Below are 15,509 nucleotides of genomic sequence, written 5' to 3'. Positions count from 1 at the left end.
GGCCACTGTCAGTCGGGCGACGTAGACTTCCACGCTGTCCCCCCAGAAATTCATGATGGAGGCATCCCCACCGTGACCAGGCCGCCCTTCACGCACCTCCACGTCCACACCCAGTACTCCCTGCTGGACGGTGCCGCGCGGCTGAAGGACATGTTCAACGCGTGCAACGAGATGGGCATGACCCATATCGCCATGTCCGACCACGGAAACCTCCATGGCGCGTACGACTTCTTCCACAGCGCCAAGAAGGCGGGCGTGACGCCGATCATCGGCATCGAGGCGTACGTGGCGCCCGAGTCCCGCCGCAACAAGCGGAAGATCCAGTGGGGCCAGCCGCACCAGAAGAGGGACGACGTCTCCGGTTCCGGCGGTTACACCCACAAGACCATCTGGGCGGCGAACTCCACCGGCCTGCACAACCTCTTCAAGCTGTCCTCCGACGCGTACGCCGAGGGCTGGCTGCAGAAGTGGCCCCGGATGGACAAGGAGACCATCTCCCAGTGGTCGGAGGGCCTGATCGCCTCCACCGGCTGCCCCTCCGGCGAGCTGCAGACCCGGCTGCGCCTCGGCCAGTTCGACGAGGCCCTGAAGTCCGCCTCCGAGTACCAGGACATCTTCGGCAAGGACCGCTACTTCCTGGAGCTGATGGACCACGGCATCGAGATCGAGCGCCGGGTCCGCGACGGGCTCCTGGAGATCGGCAAGAAGCTCGGCATCCCGCCGCTGGTCACCAACGACTCGCACTACACCTACGCGCACGAGGCCGGCGCCCACGACGCCCTGCTGTGCATCCAGACCGGCAAGAACCTCTCGGACCCGGACCGCTTCAAGTTCGACGGCACCGGCTACTACCTGAAGTCCACGGACGAGATGTACGCCGTCGACTCCTCGGACGCCTGGCAGGAGGGCTGCCGCAACACCCTCCTGGTCGCGGAGCAGATCGACACCACCGGCATGTTCGAGGCCAAGAACCTCATGCCCAGGTTCGACATCCCGGAAGAGGGCTACACCAACACCACGTGGTTCAAGGAGGAAGTGCGGCGCGGCATGCTCCGCCGCTACCCCGGGGGCGTCCCGGAGGACCGGCAGAAGCAGGCCGAGTACGAGATGGACGTCATCATCCAGATGGGGTTCCCGGGCTACTTCCTCGTCGTCGCCGACTTCATCATGTGGGCCAAGAGCCAGGGCATCGCCGTGGGCCCCGGCCGAGGCTCCGCGGCCGGCTCGATCGTCGCGTACGCCATGGGCATCACCGACCTCGACCCGATTCCGCACGGTCTGATCTTCGAGCGCTTCCTCAACCCCGAGCGCGTCTCCATGCCCGATGTCGACATCGACTTCGACGAGCGCAGGCGCGTCGAGGTGATCCGGTACGTGACCGAGAAGTACGGCGCCGACAAGGTCGCCATGATCGGCACGTACGGCAAGATCAAGGCCAAGAACGCCATCAAGGACTCCGCGCGCGTCCTCGGCTACCCGTACGCCATGGGCGACCGGCTCACCAAGGCCATGCCCGCCGACGTCCTCGGCAAGGGCATCGACCTCAACGGCATCACCGACCCCTCGCACCCGCGCTACAGCGAGGCCGGCGAGATCCGCGCGATGTACGAGAACGAGCCGGACGTCAAGAAGGTCATCGACACCGCCCGGGGCGTCGAGGGCCTGGTCCGGCAGATGGGTGTGCACGCGGCCGGCGTGATCATGTCCAGCGAGCCCATCGTCGACCACGCCCCCATCTGGGTGCGGCACACCGACGGCGTCACCATCACGCAGTGGGACTACCCCCAGTGCGAGTCGCTCGGCCTGATCAAGATGGACTTCCTGGGCCTCAGGAACCTCACGATCATGGACGACGCCGTCAAGATGGTGAAGGCCAACAAGGGCATCGACCTCGACCTGCTGGCCCTGCCGCTCGACGACCCGAAGACCTTCGAACTGCTCCAGCGCGGCGACACCCTCGGCGTCTTCCAGTTCGACGGCGGCCCCATGCGGTCCCTGCTGCGGCTGATGAAGCCCGACAACTTCGAAGACATCTCCGCCGTGTCCGCGCTCTACCGCCCGGGCCCGATGGGCATGAACTCCCACACGAACTACGCGCTGCGCAAGAACAAGCAGCAGGAGATCACGCCGATCCACCCGGAGCTGGAGGAGCCGCTCAAGGAGGTCCTGGACGTCACCTACGGCCTGATCGTCTACCAGGAGCAGGTGCAGAAGGCCGCCCAGATCATCGCCGGCTACTCGCTCGGCGAGGCCGACATCCTCCGCCGCGTCATGGGCAAGAAGAAGCCCGACGAACTGGCGAAGAACTTCACCATCTTCCAGGCCGGTGCCAAGGAGAAGGGCTTCAGCGACGAGGCCATCCAGGCCCTGTGGGACGTCCTCGTCCCCTTCGCCGGCTACGCCTTCAACAAGGCGCACTCCGCCGCGTACGGCCTGGTCTCCTACTGGACCGCCTACCTCAAGGCGAACTACCCCGCCGAGTACATGGCGGGCCTGCTCACCTCGGTCAAGGACGACAAGGACAAGTCCGCCGTCTATCTGAACGAGTGCCGCCGCATGGGCATCAAGGTGCTCCCGCCGAACGTCAACGAGTCCGAGGCCAACTTCGCCGCCCAGGGCGACGACGTGATCCTCTTCGGCCTCACCGCCGTCCGCAACGTCGGCTCCAACGTCGTCGAGTCGATCATCAAGACCCGCAAGAGCAAGGGGAAGTACAGCTCCTTCCCCGACTTCCTCGACAAGGTCGAGGCCGTGGTCTGCAACAAGCGCACCGTCGAGTCGCTGATCAAGGCCGGCGCCTTCGACACCATGGGCCACACCCGCAAGGGCCTGGTCGCCCAGCACGAGCCCATGATCGACACCGTGGTGGCGGTCAAGCGCAAGGAGGCCGAGGGACAGTTCGACCTGTTCGGCGGCATGGGCGAGGAGGACAGCAGCGAGCCGGGCTTCGGCCTGGACGTCGAGTTCTCCGACGTCGAGTGGGAGAAGGCCTATCTGCTCGCCCAGGAGCGCGAGATGCTCGGCCTCTACGTCTCCGACCACCCGCTCTTCGGCCTGGAGCACGTGCTGTCCGACAAGACCGACGCGGGCATCTCGCAGCTCACCGGCGGCGAGCACGCGGACGGCGCGGTCGTCACCATCGGCGGCATCATCTCCGGCCTCCAGCGGAAGATGACCAAGCAGGGCAACGCCTGGGCCATCGCCACCGTCGAGGACCTGGCCGGCTCCATCGAGTGCATGTTCTTCCCGGCCACCTACCAGCTGGTCTCCACCCAGCTCGTCGAGGACGCGGTCGTCTTCGTCAAGGGCCGGCTCGACAAGCGCGAGGACATCCCGCGCCTGGTCGCCATGGAGCTGATGGTCCCCGACCTGTCGAACGCGGGCACGAACGCCCCGGTGATCCTCACCATCCCGACGGTCAAGGTGACCCCGCCGATGATCAGCCGGCTCGGCGAGATCCTCGGCCACCACAAGGGCAACACCGAGGTACGGATCAAGCTCCAGGGCCCGCGCTCGACGACCGTGCTCCGGCTCGACCGGCACCGGGTCCAGCCCGATCCGGCGCTCTTCGGCGACCTGAAGGTGCTGCTCGGCCCGTCCTGCCTGGCCGGGTAGCCGGCGGGTAGCTGGGCCCCGGCCGCCACGGCCCCGCCGCACGCGCCAGGGGCGCGCCCGTCGTCACGGGCGCGCCCCTCTGCCGTAAGGCCTACGGCTCGTCGTTGGCCTAGTTGTGGCCGAAACGCTTCTGCCGGCCCTTGCGGGCCATGTCACCCGGGGTGACCTGGCTCATCCGCTGCTCCGTCTGCGCCTCCATCGACGAGCGCTCGGCCTGCTGCTGGCCGCGCTCGGCCGGGGTGCCGCGCTGCTGACTGCGATCCTGCTTGCGATTCTTGGCCATGGTGATGATGCCTCCTCAAGGGGGTCTGGGGGCCAGGGCCGCTGTCAGACTCACACACCGCAGAAAGCGTCGCATTTTGGATCATTACGGACGGTGAGCGCGGCCCCGCGCCCCTTCCGTAGGACGTCCGCCACGCCGATGATCGAGTTCCGGACGTCAACCGCATCCGGGTCGGGCAGACTCGGAGAAACCCGGAGCACTTCCGATCCCGAGGTTCCCGAGCGGTTACGGCGAAAGAGGGTGGAACACGTGGACCGATGCGTCGTCCTGGTGGACGCCGGCTATCTGCTGGGCGCCGCCGCCAGCCTGCTCGCCGGAGAACCGGCCCGCTCCCGGATCACCGTCGACCACGCCGCACTCATCCAGCAGCTGCGCGACCGCGCCGAGGCCGAGACCCGGCTCCCGCTGCTGCGGATCTACTGGTTCGACGGCGCCCCCGACCGGGTGCCCCAGCCCGAGCACCGCCGGCTGCGCGTGCTGCCCCGGGTCACCGTCCGGCTCGGCGCCCTGACCCGCAGCGACGGCCGCTGGGCCCAGAAGGGCGTCGACGCGGCCATGCACACCGAGCTCACCGAGCTCTCCCGCAACCGCGCCTGCTCCGACATCGTGCTCGTCACCGGCGACGGCGACCTGCTGCCCGGCCTGATGTCCGCCAAGGAACACGGCGTCGCCGTCCACCTCTGGGCCGTCCAGGCCGCCGACGGCGACTACAACCAGTCCGAGGACCTCGTCGCCGAGGCCGACGAGCGGCGCGTCCTCGACCGGACCTGGATCACCCGCGCCGTCCGCGCCAAGGACCTCACCGGACCGTGCGCCCCGCCCCCCGTGCCCCGCCCCGAGATCGCCGCCATCCTCGCCGCGCCGCTGCCCGAGTCCGCCCTCGCCGCCTCCGCCGAGCGGACCGCCGCCCCCGCGCCCGCCGCCCCCGGAGACCCGGCCGCCCCGCCCCGTACCCAGGAACCGGACCGGGCCCCGGCCGCCGCCGGACCGGTCAACGGCAACGCCGTCCACGCCCCCGCCGCCGGAAAGGCCGTCCCCACCCCCAAGGACCTCGCCGCCCTGCGCGGCCCCAGCCTGCCGCCCCCGCCGCCGCCCGCCGCCACCCTGCGCTGGTCCTCCGACCGCGGCTGGATCGACCGCCCCGCCGCGCCCCTCGGCGAGCCCGCCGAGACCGCCTCGCTGCCCACCCTCGCCGCGCTCACCAGCGCCGAGCAGCGCTGGGCCGACCGCGAGGAGGACATCACCACCGTCGGCGGCGACCCCTACGAGGTCGGCCAGGTCTTCGCCCGCCGCTGGCTCGACCGGCTCCCCGAACCCGGCCACGTCCCCAAGCTCGCCACCATGTACCCGCGCATCCCGCACCGCATCGACGGCGAACTCCTCCGCTACGCCGCCCGCTTCGGCCTGCTCGCCCACAAGGACGACCAGATCGACGAGCACGACCGCTATGCGATCCGGGCGGGATTCTGGCGCGAGATCGACGTCCACGCCGCCACGCAACACGCCCCCGCGCCCGAGGAGAGCCGCGGGACCCCGTAGGCTCTCCCTCCGTGAGTACGGTGTGCGTGGTGCGGGATCTGGTCAAGACGTACCCCGCCACACGCGGCAGACGCGGAACGCCCCCGACCCCCGAGGTACGGGCCACCGACGGGATCAGCCTCGATGTGCGCGGCGGCGAGATCTTCGGTCTGCTCGGACCCAACGGCGCCGGCAAGACCACCCTGGTCCGCCAGCTCACCGGTCTGATGCGCCCCGACTCCGGCACCGTCCGGATGCTCGGCCACGACCTGGTGCGCCACCCCGAGCGGGCCGCCCGGCTGCTCGCCTACCTCGGCCAGGAGTCCACCGCGCTCGACGAGCTGACCGTCGCCCTCGCCGCCGAGACCACCGGGCGGCTGCGCGGGCTCGGCACCCGGGAGGCCCGCGCCGAGCGCGACGCCGTCCTCGACGAACTGGGCCTCGCCGAGATCGCCGGCCGGCCGCTCAAGAAGCTGTCCGGCGGCCAGCGCCGGCTCGCCTGCTTCGCCGCCGCCCTCGTCGGCGAGCGGCCCGTGCTCGTCCTCGACGAGCCCACCACCGGCATGGACCCGGTCGCCCGCCGCGCCGTCTGGGCCGCCGTCGACCGGCGGCGCGCCGAGCGCGGCACCACGGTGCTCCTGGTCACCCACAACGTCATCGAGGCCGAGACCGTCCTCGACCGGGTCGCCGTCGTCGACCGCGGCCGGGTCATCGCCTGCGACACGCCCACCGGACTCAAGGAGCGGGTCGCGGGCGAGGTCCGGGTCGACCTGGTCTGGCGCGAGCGCGCCCCCCTCGACGTCCCCGAGGTCGCGGCCCTGCGCACCCTGGCGCAGGAGTCGGGGCGCCGCTGGGTGCTCCGGCTCGCCCCGGACGAGGCAAGGGCGGCGGTCGCCGCCGTCACCGGCGGCGCGGCCTTCGCGGCCCTGGACGACTTCACCCTGGCGACGCCGAGCCTGGAGGACGTGTACCTGGCGCTCGGCGGCGAGACGCGGGGGCTGGTGAAGGCGTGACGTACCCCTTGAAGGCCCTGAACGTCAGGAGCTGTACGAGTTGAGCACCCTGCCCGCCGAGGCCCTGACGGCCACCGTCCCGGCCGCCCCGGCCCGCGACGCGGAACCGGACGCCGCGGCCCCGCTCGCGCCGCGCGCCCGGCTGTTCCCCGCGCTCGGCGCGGTCTACAAGGCGCAGCTCAGCCGCGCCCGGGTGGCCCGGATCCCGCTGCTCTTCGTGGCCACCTTCCAGTCCGTCGGGATCATGGTCCTGATGCGCGGGGTGGTCGACGGCGGCTCGGAGGCCCGGGCCGTGGTGGCCGGCTCCGCCGTGCTCGTGGTCGCCTTCGTGGCGCTCAACCTGCTCGCCCAGTACTTCGGGCAGCTGCGGGCCGGCGGCGGGCTCGACCACTACGCGACCCTGCCCGTGCCGCCCGCCGCCGTGGTGCTCGGCGCGGCCGGCGCGTACGCCTCCTTCACCGTGCCCGGCACGGTGGTCACGGCGGTGGCCGGTTCGGTGCTCTTCGGTCTCCCGCTCGGGCATCTGTGGATCCTGGCCGCGGTCGTACCGCTGTCCGGGGCCGCGCTCTCCGGGCTCGGCGCGGCACTCGGCCTGCTCGCGCCCCGTCAGGAGCTGGCCACCCTGCTCGGGCAGCTCGGCATGTCGGCGGCGCTGCTGCTCGGCGTGCTGCCCGCGGACCGGCTGCCCGGCCCGATCGGCTGGGCCCGGGACCTGCTGCCCTCCACGTACGGTGTGGAGGCCCTGGCCCGCACCTTCGACCGCCACCCGGACTGGACGGCGGTCGGCCTTGACCTCGCGGTCTGCGGGGCGGTGGGCGTGGTGTCGCTCGCGGTGGCGACCTGGGCGTACCGCAGGGCGGCCGTGCGCTGACTATCGCGGCTCGGTTCACCGGTCCGCTGAGGCGGCGCACAGCGACACCTGGCACGATGGCGTGGTGACAGCACCTCTGACGCCGCCGCACCAGCCGCCGCCGCACGATCCCGACCGGCCCGCGCCCCTGCCGGGGCTGCCCGCCTCCGACGGCGCGCCCGGCACGGCGACCGAGCTGCGGCAGTCCGCCGTGGTGGTCGCCGCGTCCGTGGTGGCCGGGGTGCTGCTCGGGCTGCTGTGGCTGTGGCTTGCCCCGCGGGTCGGGCTGTACTCGGACGGCAAGGCGGTCTTCCTCAAGAACAGCGAGGGGGAGGCGGCGATCGGATCGGACGGAACGTTTGTCCTGATCGCCCTGGGCTTCGGCGCGCTCGCCGCGCTCCTCGTCTTCCTGTTCCACCGGCACGGCGGGGTGGCCCTCGTCCTCGGCCTCGCCCTGGGCGGTGTGCTCGGCTCGCTGCTCGGCTGGGGCGTCGGCATCTGGCTCGGCCCGGAGCGCGATGTCGTCGCGCACGCCAAGGCGCTCGGTCCCGACGTCACCTTCGACGCGCCGCTCGAACTCGACATGGGGGCCGCGGCGATGCTGGCCTGGCCGATCGCCGCGATGATCGTCCATCTCGCCCTGACCGCGCTGTTCGGCCCGCGCGACCCGGAGCCGGAGGACGGCCCCTGGCCGCCGACGCCGAAGACCACCGCCCCGTAAGCGCGTGAGAAAGGGCCCGATCCGCTCGGATCGGGCCCTTTCCACATGCGTACGGTACGGCTCAGCCGCGGCCGATCGGGGCCAGGACGGCGGCCGTGAGGGCCGCCAGGTCCTGCGGGGACAGCTCGACCTCCAGACCGCGCCGCCCGGCCGAGACGCAGATCGTCTCGTGCGCCGAGGCCGAGTCGTCCAGGACCGTGCGCAGCCGCTTGCGCTGGCCGAGCGGCGAGATCCCGCCCCGGACGTAGCCGGTGGTGCGCTCGGCCGCCGCCGGGTCCGCCATCGCCGCCCGCTTCCCGCCGACCGCCGACGCGAGCGCCTTCAGGTCGAGCTGCCCGGCCACCGGGACCACCGCGACCGTCAGCTCGCCGTCCACGTCCGCGACCAGCGTCTTGAACACCCGGTCGGGGGAGACGCCGAGGGCCTCCGCGGCCTCCTCGCCGTAGCTGGCCGCCGCCGGGTCGTGGTCGTACGCGTGCAGCGTGTACGCCGTGCCGGCCGCGGCGAGCGCCACCGTCGCCGGGGTCCCTCCGCTGTTCTTCTTCTGCTTCTTCGCCACGCCGGGCTCTCCTCGTGGGGTCAGAGGGGTCAGAGGGGTCAGTTGGGGCTGGTCGGCATGCGGGTCAGTTCCACCGCCGGCAGCGACGGCAGATGGCGAAGCACCGCCGTCTCCGCGCGCAGCAGCGCCAGTTCCTCGCGCAGCCGGGTCGCGGTGTCCGGCGCCTGGAGCAGCCGCTGCTTGGCCGGGATGTCGAGCACCGCCGCCGCGGCCACCAGATACGACACGACCGACGGGTCGTCGGGCAGCTCGCTGGTGGTCAGCGAGCGCTCCCGGGCCCCGGCGAGGCGCTTCTGGTAGCTGCGGAAGGCGCGCAGCACGCCCTCGGCGAGGGCCTCCGCCTCCTCGCCCCGCTCCTCCGGGATCTCCTGGACCTCGGCGGTCAGGAAGGGTCCGCTCGCGTCGACCGAGAGCAGCTTCACCCGGGTCGTCCCGGTGACCATGACCTCGAAGCCGCCGTCCGCGCGCTCCCGGATCGACGCCGCGTCGGCGATGCAGCCGACCCGGTGGAAGGCCTGGATCGGGTCCGGGCCGAAACCGGCGGCCGGGCCCTTCTCCGGCAGCGCCGTCTGGTCCGGCATCCCCGGAGCCGTCGGCGCGACCTCACGGCCGTCGCGGATCGCCACGACGGCGAAGCGCCGCGGCTCGGACTCGTCCGTGGCGAGCAGCTCGCGCATCATCGCGCGATAGCGCTCCTCGAAGATGTTCAGCGGCAGCACGAGACCCGGGAACAGCACCGTGTTCAGCGGGAAGAGAGGCAGGCGGGCGGTGGTCACAGCGGTCAAGCGTAATGGCCGCCGGGCCCGCTCCGGCCGCCCCGGTCCGCATCGCCCGGCCCGGCCCCGTACGGCTCCGGCGGCACGGCCCGCAGCGGGGTGCGCCGGGCCACCTCGCGGACGGTCCGGGCCCGCGCGTCCAGGAAGCCGCGCAGCGGGTCGTCGGCCGTCAGCGACCAGGGGAAGGTGCTGGCGTGCGGCCCGATCCGGCCGAACTCGGCCAGCGCGTCGGACCAGCGGCCGCGCTCCACGAGGACGTGCACGAGCAGGTTGCGCACCTCGCCCGGCCACAGGTCGCCCGCCGGGTACTCCGCCGACAGCGCCAGCGCCCGGTCGGCGGCCGCGTCGATCCGGTCCGCGTGCGCCCCCGGCCCGGGGTACGGCCCGGCGGCCAGCTGCGCGAAGGCCGCCCGCACCGGCAGCGCCTGCACCAGGGAGCCGGGCAGCGCGTCCTCGGCGGCCTGCTCGGCGAAGTCGAAGCACTCGCTGCGGGAGCCGCGGGAGGCGTCCCGGCGCGAAGCGCAGCACTGGGCCGTGAGGTACTTCAGCGCGGCGACATGGCTGCCGTAGTGGTGCGGGGCACGGCGCACCGCCTGCTCCCACAGGGCCTCGAAGACCGTGTGGGAGGCCTGGGTGCCGCGCGCGTGGTCCAGGGCGAGGCGCCAGGGCACCGGGTCGTCCGGCGCGGCCTCGGCCGCCGCCTCGATCAGCGGCCCGAGCTCGCGCAGCCGCTCGGCCCGGGCGGGGGACTCCCAGGCCCGGCGGACCGCGAGCTGGGCCTTCACCAGGAGGGCGTCGGGGTCGTGCGGCGCGACCGCCAGCCAGTGATCCAGCCAGCCGTCCCGGTGGTACGCGAAGGTGCTCAGGCGTGTGGTGTAGCGGTCCCGGTCCTCCCATGCGGCGGCGTCGCGGGTGGTGGCGAGGAGTTTGGCGGCCGGCTCGGGGTCGTCGAGGGCGGCGGCCACCAGGGCCGGCGCCAGGCGTCCGTCCGGCGGGTCGAGCAGCACGTCGTCGTCCGGCGGAAGCGCGGCGAGGAGCCGCGGGGTGTGCCGGACCAGGCGGGAGGTGCCGATCAGGGCGCGGAGCAGTGACATCGTGCGAAACATTGAAAACCGCAGGTGAGAGACGCGCCAGTGGCGGACTGTGAAGCTTTGGTAGCGGCGGGAAGGTTGTATCGACGGGGGTCAAGACAGCGTAAAGAAAGGGGTGGAAGGGTGCCCGCGCGACCCCCGTCGAGCCCCCCGGCCCCGCCTCGCCCCGGCCCCCGTACGGCTCCGGCCCGGGCCTGGTACGCCTCCGCCCCGGCCCCCGCTCAGCCCCTCCGCAGCAGCCGCGAGGCGCCCGCCGCGACCGTCGTCGCGAGGATCCAGCCGAGCAGGATCAGCGCCGTCGACGCCCACTGCCAGAAGCCCTCCAGGCGCCAGTAGCCCACCTGTCCGAGGTCGATCACCGGCAGCAGCAGGTCCAGGGCGTAGAGGGTCGCGTTCCAGTGCGGCGCCTCGTCCGGCTTCAGCGGTACGGGGTCGTGCCGCGAGAACACGAACGCGCCCGCCGCCCACAGCACCGCCATCCACAGCGCCGCCCGCCCCGGCCGGTAGCCGTAGGCCACGGTCAGGTCCTGCACCCAGCCCCACAGCTTCCCGGCCACCGGCAGCGTCTCCCGGCGCCGCCGCTGCTTCGCGAGCAGCACCTCGCGCGCGTCCGCGTCCTCGCCGCTGTTGCGCAGCACGGTCGCCAGGCGCTCGTACGGCTCCGGCGCGTACTCCGGGGTGGCCGCCGCGACCCACTCCAGGCGCCGGGCCAGCGGGAAATGCCCGTACGGCACCAGGTTCTCGTAGACGAAACCGCCCATCGCGAGGCCGCCCGGGCCCGGCCAGCTGCTGGACAGGTCGATCAGCGTCACCACCTTCGCCCCGTTGAGCACGACCCGGCCCTCCTCGGGGCGCTCGCCGTTGAACCGCAGCTCCGGGGTGACGATGCGGCGCAGCGACAGCTCCTCGCGGCGCGAGCCGTCGAGCACGAAACGGGCGTAGTGCAGATCGAGGGAGTCGCCGAAGCGCCCGTCGTCGAGCCGCACCCCGCCGTGGCACTCGACAGGTTTTCGGCGGGCGCCCTGGGCCGGGGTCACCCCGTAGGGCGGGGTCGCCGACGCGTTGCCCGAGGAGTCGTAGACCCACGCCGCGTTCAGATAGAGCGTGCGCTCCACCGTCAGCTGCGGCGCGTTCAGCGCGCGGCGCTGCTGCGCGCCGCGCAGCACGCTGCCCCGCAGGCTCAGCGACACGCCGACCTTCGCCCCGCGCAGGCTCACCTCCCCGTGCGTCTCGATCAGCTCGGCCTGCAGGTCCTGGGCCACCACCATGCCGTCCGCCGTGATCGCCCGCCCGCGCCGGTCCGGCCACACCTGGATCTGGTTGATCAGCAGATCCGTGCCGATCTGCGCGTCCGTGAGCCGGATGCCCCGCTCGACCCGGCAGCGCGGCAGATGCAGATCGCCCGCCGTGTGCAGCCGGGCCGCCTCCAGGCGGGGTATCGCGCACTCGATCATCCGCAGCGTCCCGAAGTGGGCCTCGGGCAGCACCACCTCGCCGTCGAACCGGCAGCCGTTCAGCTCCACGTACGGCCCTATCGTGCCGCCCGAGAGATTGAGCGACCCGGTGATCCGCGCCCCGCGCAGCTTCAGCGCCGCGACCCGCCCCGACACCGCCGGCGGCCCGTCGAGCAGCAGCAGCGCCACGATCTCCGCCCGCACGCTGCGCGCCGCGCCCCACACCGTCCGCAGCGCGAACGGATCGTCCCGCCCGGCGACCCCCTCCCTCAGATCGCACATCGCGCCCACCCGGAACGCCCTCCACATGACCCGCTCGGGCCGGGTCAGGCCCTCCGGCATCCCGTCGTCCTCGCGCGGCTCGGTCACTGCCGCCCCCTCGCTTCCCACGATTCCGCTTTCCCGGATTCGTACAGCCGTTCTTCCCGCTGAGTGACGGACTGAACGCTAACGGTCAGGAGTGGCGACAAGACGCCAGTGGTGCGTATCAGACGTCAGAGTGGTTCGTATCAGCCAGTGATACGGGAGTCCGGCCCTGTGGGGCGTCTGAGAGAATTGACCCGTGATCTCTCGAATCGATCTGCGCGGCGAGGCCCTCCCCGAGGGTGCCGCCCTGCGTGACCTGCTGCCCCGTGCCGAGTTCGACGTGGAAGCCGCCCTGGAGAAGGTGCGGCCGATCTGCGAGGGCGTACGGCATCATGGCGCGGCCGCGGTGATCGACTACGGGGAGAAATTCGACGGCGTGCGCGTCGAGAGCCTGCGCGTGCCCGCCGAGGCGATCAGCCGCGCCCTCGACGAGCTCGATCCGGCCGTCCGGGCGGCCCTGGAGGAGTCCATCCGGCGCGCCCGCCTGGTCCACCGCGACCAGCGCCGCACCACCCACACCACCCAGGTCGTCCCCGGCGGCACGGTCACCGAGAAGTGGATCCCGGTCGAGCGCGTCGGCCTCTACGTGCCCGGCGGCCGCTCCGTCTACCCGTCCTCCGTCGTGATGAACGTCGTCCCGGCCCAGGAGGCCGGCGTCGAGGGCATCGCCGTGTCCTCCCCGCCGCAGCGCGACTTCGGCGGCCTGCCGCACCCCACGATCCTCGCCGCCTGCGCCCTGCTCGGCATCGACGAGGTGTACGCGGCCGGCGGCGCCCAGGCCATCGCCATGTTCGCGTACGGGACGGAAGGCCCCGAGGGCTGCGCCCCGGTCAACCTGGTCACCGGCCCCGGCAACATCTACGTCGCCGCCGCCAAGCGCCTCCTCAAGGGCCGCATCGGCATCGACGCCGAGGCCGGCCCGACCGAGATCGCCGTCCTCGCGGACTCCACCGCCGACGCCGTGCACGTCGCCGCCGACCTGATCAGCCAGGCCGAGCACGACCCGATGGCCGCCTCCGTCCTCGTCACCGACTCGGAGGAACTCGCCGAAGCCGTCGAGGCCGAGCTGAAGACCCAGGTCGCCGCCTCCAAGCACATCGACGACCGGATCGTCCCGGCCCTGGCCGGGCAGCAGTCCGCGATCGTCCTCGTCACCGGCCTCGACGACGGCCTCAAGGTCGTCGACGCGTACGGTGCCGAGCACCTGGAGATCCAGACCGCCGACGCCGCCGCCGTCGCCGACCGGGTCCGCAACGCGGGCGCGGTCTTCGTCGGCCCCTGGGCGCCGGTCTCCCTCGGCGACTACTGCGCCGGCTCCAACCACGTGCTGCCCACCGGCGGCTGCGCCTGCCACTCCTCCGGCCTGTCTGTGCAGTCCTTCCTCCGCGGCGTCCACATCGTGGACTACACGCGAGACGCCCTCGCCGAGGTCGCCCACCACGTGGTCACCCTCGCCGAGGCGGAGGACCTGCCCGCGCACGGCGCGGCGATCAAGGCGCGGTTCGAGTGGAAGGTCCCCCAGAGCAAGTGACCGACAGCACCACCGACTCCATCGGGATCGACGACCTGCCCATCCGCGACGAGCTCAGGGGCAAGTCCCCCTACGGCGCGCCCCAGCTCGACGTGCCCGTCCAGCTGAACACCAACGAGAACCCCTACCCGCTGCCCGAGCCCCTCGTGGCCCGGATCGCGGAGCGGGTCGCCGAGGCCGCCCGCGGCCTCAACCGCTACCCCGACCGGGACGCCGTCGAGCTGCGCACCGAGCTGGCCCGCTACCTCACCCGCACCGGTGGGCACGAGGTCGGCCTCGCCAACGTGTGGGCCGCCAACGGCTCCAACGAGGTGCTCCAGCAGCTGCTCCAGACCTTCGGCGGCCCCGGCCGTACCGCGATCGGCTTCGAGCCCTCGTACTCGATGCACGCCCTGATCGCCCGCGGCACCGGCACCGGCTGGATCTCCGGCCCGCGCAACGAGGACTTCACCATCGACCTCGCGGCGGCCCGCCAGGCCATCGCCGAGAACGCGCCCGACGTCGTCTTCGTCACCTCGCCCAACAACCCCACCGGCACCGCGGTCGAGGCCGCGACCGTCCTCGCCCTGTACGAGGCCGCCCAGGCCGCCAGGCCCGGAGCCGGCGCCCTGGTGGTCGTCGACGAGGCGTACGTGGAGTTCAGCCACCGGGCCTCGCTGCTGCCCCTCATCGAGGGCCGCCCGAACCTGGTGATCTCCCGGACCATGTCCAAGGCCTTCGGCGCCGCCGGACTGCGCCTGGGCTATCTCGCCGCCCACCCCGCCGTGGTCGACGCCGTCCAGCTGGTGAGACTGCCGTACCACCTCTCGGCCGTCACCCAGGCCACCGCCCTCGCGGCCCTGGAGCACACCGACACCCTCCTCGGGTACGTCGAGCAGCTCAAGGCCGAGCGCGACCGCCTGGTCGCCGAGCTGCGCGCCATCGGCTACGAGGTCACCGAGTCCGACGCCAACTTCGTCCAGTTCGGGCACTTCGACGGGGCCCGGGGCTCCCACGAGGCCTGGCAGCGGATCCTCGACCGGGGCGTCCTGGTCCGGGACAACGGCGTACCGGGCTGGCTGCGGGTCACCGCCGGCACCCCCGAAGAGAACGACGCGTTCCTCGACGCGGTTCGTGAGCTGAAGAAGGAGCAGAACGCATGAGCCGCGTAGGCCGCGTTGAGCGCACCACCAAGGAGACGTCCGTCGTCGTCGAGATCGACCTCGACGGCACCGGGAAGGTCGACGTGTCGACCGGGGTCGGGTTCTACGACCACATGCTCGACCAGCTCGGCCGGCACGGTCTGTTCGATCTGACCGTGAAGACCGACGGCGATCTGCACATCGACTCGCACCACACCATCGAGGACACCGCCCTCGCCCTCGGCGCCGCCTTCAAGCAGGCTCTCGGCGACAAGGTCGGCATCTACCGCTTCGGCAACTGCACCGTCCCCCTTGACGAGTCGCTGGCGCAGGTGACGGTGGACCTTTCCGGCCGCCCCTACCTGGTGCACACCGAGCCCGAGAACATGGCGCCCATGATCGGCTCGTACGACACCACGATGACCCGGCACATCCTGGAGTCCTTCGTGGCCCAGGCCCAGATCGCGCTGCACGTGCACGTGCCGTACGGGCGCAACGCGCACCACATCGTGGAGTGCCAGTTCAAGGCGCTCGCCCGGGCGCTCCGCTACGCCTCCGAGCGCGACCCGCGCGCCGCCGGCATCCTCCCCTCCACGAAGGGCGCTCTGTAA

13 protein-coding genes are annotated in these 15,509 nt (G+C 72.3%); 8 read left to right on the top strand and 5 right to left on the bottom strand.

The features are described from left to right. Window positions 1-72 precede the first annotated feature (72 nt). Entirely contained in the window at window positions 73-3,615 is a 3,543-nt protein-coding gene (gene dnaE, locus AB0C73_RS19510; RefSeq protein ID WP_362531372.1) for a DNA polymerase III subunit alpha, read from the top strand. A 109-nt stretch (window positions 3,616-3,724) separates the two neighbouring features. Here the strand turns inward: dnaE and AB0C73_RS19505 are convergent, their stop codons facing one another. Further along, window positions 3,725-3,898, bottom strand: coding sequence for a hypothetical protein (locus AB0C73_RS19505; RefSeq protein WP_362531370.1), 174 nt, complete (start codon window positions 3,896-3,898; stop codon window positions 3,725-3,727). Window positions 3,899-4,138: 240 nt separating this feature from the next. On the opposite strand from AB0C73_RS19505, the gene AB0C73_RS19500 reads away from it, so the two are divergent. The 4 genes from AB0C73_RS19500 (at window position 4,139) to AB0C73_RS19485 (ending at window position 8,000) form a co-directional block, all read left to right on the top strand. After that, window positions 4,139-5,437, top strand: coding sequence for an NYN domain-containing protein (locus AB0C73_RS19500; RefSeq protein ID WP_362531368.1), 1,299 nt, complete (start codon window positions 4,139-4,141; stop codon window positions 5,435-5,437). Window positions 5,438-5,457: 20 nt separating this feature from the next. Next, window positions 5,458-6,429: an ABC transporter ATP-binding protein gene (locus AB0C73_RS19495; protein ID WP_362531533.1), complete on the top strand. Its 972-nt coding sequence runs from the start codon at window positions 5,458-5,460 to the stop codon at window positions 6,427-6,429. Between the two features lie 64 nt (window positions 6,430-6,493). Then, complete coding sequence (locus tag AB0C73_RS19490) at window positions 6,494-7,300, top strand: ABC transporter permease (RefSeq protein WP_362531530.1); 807 nt, start codon at window positions 6,494-6,496, stop codon at window positions 7,298-7,300. 64 nt (window positions 7,301-7,364) lie between these two features. Then, window positions 7,365-8,000, top strand: coding sequence for a DUF2567 domain-containing protein (locus AB0C73_RS19485; protein ID WP_362531365.1), 636 nt, complete (start codon window positions 7,365-7,367; stop codon window positions 7,998-8,000). Window positions 8,001-8,061: 61 nt separating this feature from the next. On the opposite strand, the gene ybaK is transcribed toward AB0C73_RS19485, so the two are convergent. The 4 genes from ybaK to AB0C73_RS19465 all read right to left on the bottom strand — a co-directional run bounded on the left by ybaK (window position 8,062) and on the right by AB0C73_RS19465 (window position 12,249). Next, entirely contained in the window at window positions 8,062-8,559 is a 498-nt protein-coding gene (gene ybaK, locus AB0C73_RS19480) for a Cys-tRNA(Pro) deacylase (protein WP_362531362.1), read from the bottom strand. A gap of 38 nt (window positions 8,560-8,597) precedes the next feature. Continuing rightward, window positions 8,598-9,335, bottom strand: a complete 738-nt coding sequence (locus tag AB0C73_RS19475) for an LON peptidase substrate-binding domain-containing protein (RefSeq protein WP_362531359.1) — start codon at window positions 9,333-9,335, stop codon at window positions 8,598-8,600. Between the two features lie 5 nt (window positions 9,336-9,340). After that, window positions 9,341-10,441 carry a hypothetical protein gene (locus tag AB0C73_RS19470; protein WP_362531356.1) on the bottom strand — a complete coding sequence of 367 codons (1,101 nt, stop codon included), beginning with the start codon at window positions 10,439-10,441 and terminating at the stop codon, window positions 9,341-9,343. A 206-nt stretch (window positions 10,442-10,647) separates the two neighbouring features. Then, window positions 10,648-12,249: an oxidoreductase gene (locus AB0C73_RS19465; RefSeq protein ID WP_362531354.1), complete on the bottom strand. Its 1,602-nt coding sequence runs from the start codon at window positions 12,247-12,249 to the stop codon at window positions 10,648-10,650. A 193-nt stretch (window positions 12,250-12,442) separates the two neighbouring features. Between AB0C73_RS19465 and hisD the strand changes: the two genes are divergently transcribed. Genes hisD through hisB form a run of 3 tightly spaced genes read left to right on the top strand, consistent with a single transcriptional unit; the run spans window position 12,443 to window position 15,509 of the window. Further along, a complete protein-coding gene (gene hisD, locus AB0C73_RS19460; protein ID WP_362531351.1) occupies window positions 12,443-13,777 on the top strand; it encodes a histidinol dehydrogenase in 1,335 nt (444 codons plus the stop codon). Beyond that, window positions 13,774-14,919, top strand: coding sequence for a histidinol-phosphate transaminase (locus tag AB0C73_RS19455; RefSeq protein WP_362531348.1), 1,146 nt, complete (start codon window positions 13,774-13,776; stop codon window positions 14,917-14,919). Before hisD ends, AB0C73_RS19455 begins: the two co-directional genes overlap by 4 nt. Then, window positions 14,916-15,509 carry an imidazoleglycerol-phosphate dehydratase HisB gene (hisB, locus tag AB0C73_RS19450; RefSeq protein ID WP_030492957.1) on the top strand — a complete coding sequence of 198 codons (594 nt, stop codon included), beginning with the start codon at window positions 14,916-14,918 and terminating at the stop codon, window positions 15,507-15,509. The genes AB0C73_RS19455 and hisB overlap by 4 nt, the downstream gene beginning before the upstream one ends.

The sequence above is a fragment of the Streptomyces sp. NPDC048623 genome, from assembly GCF_040650755.1.
Lineage (GTDB): Bacteria > Actinomycetota > Actinomycetes > Streptomycetales > Streptomycetaceae > Streptomyces.
This window is presented reverse-complemented; position numbering and strand designations above follow the sequence as displayed.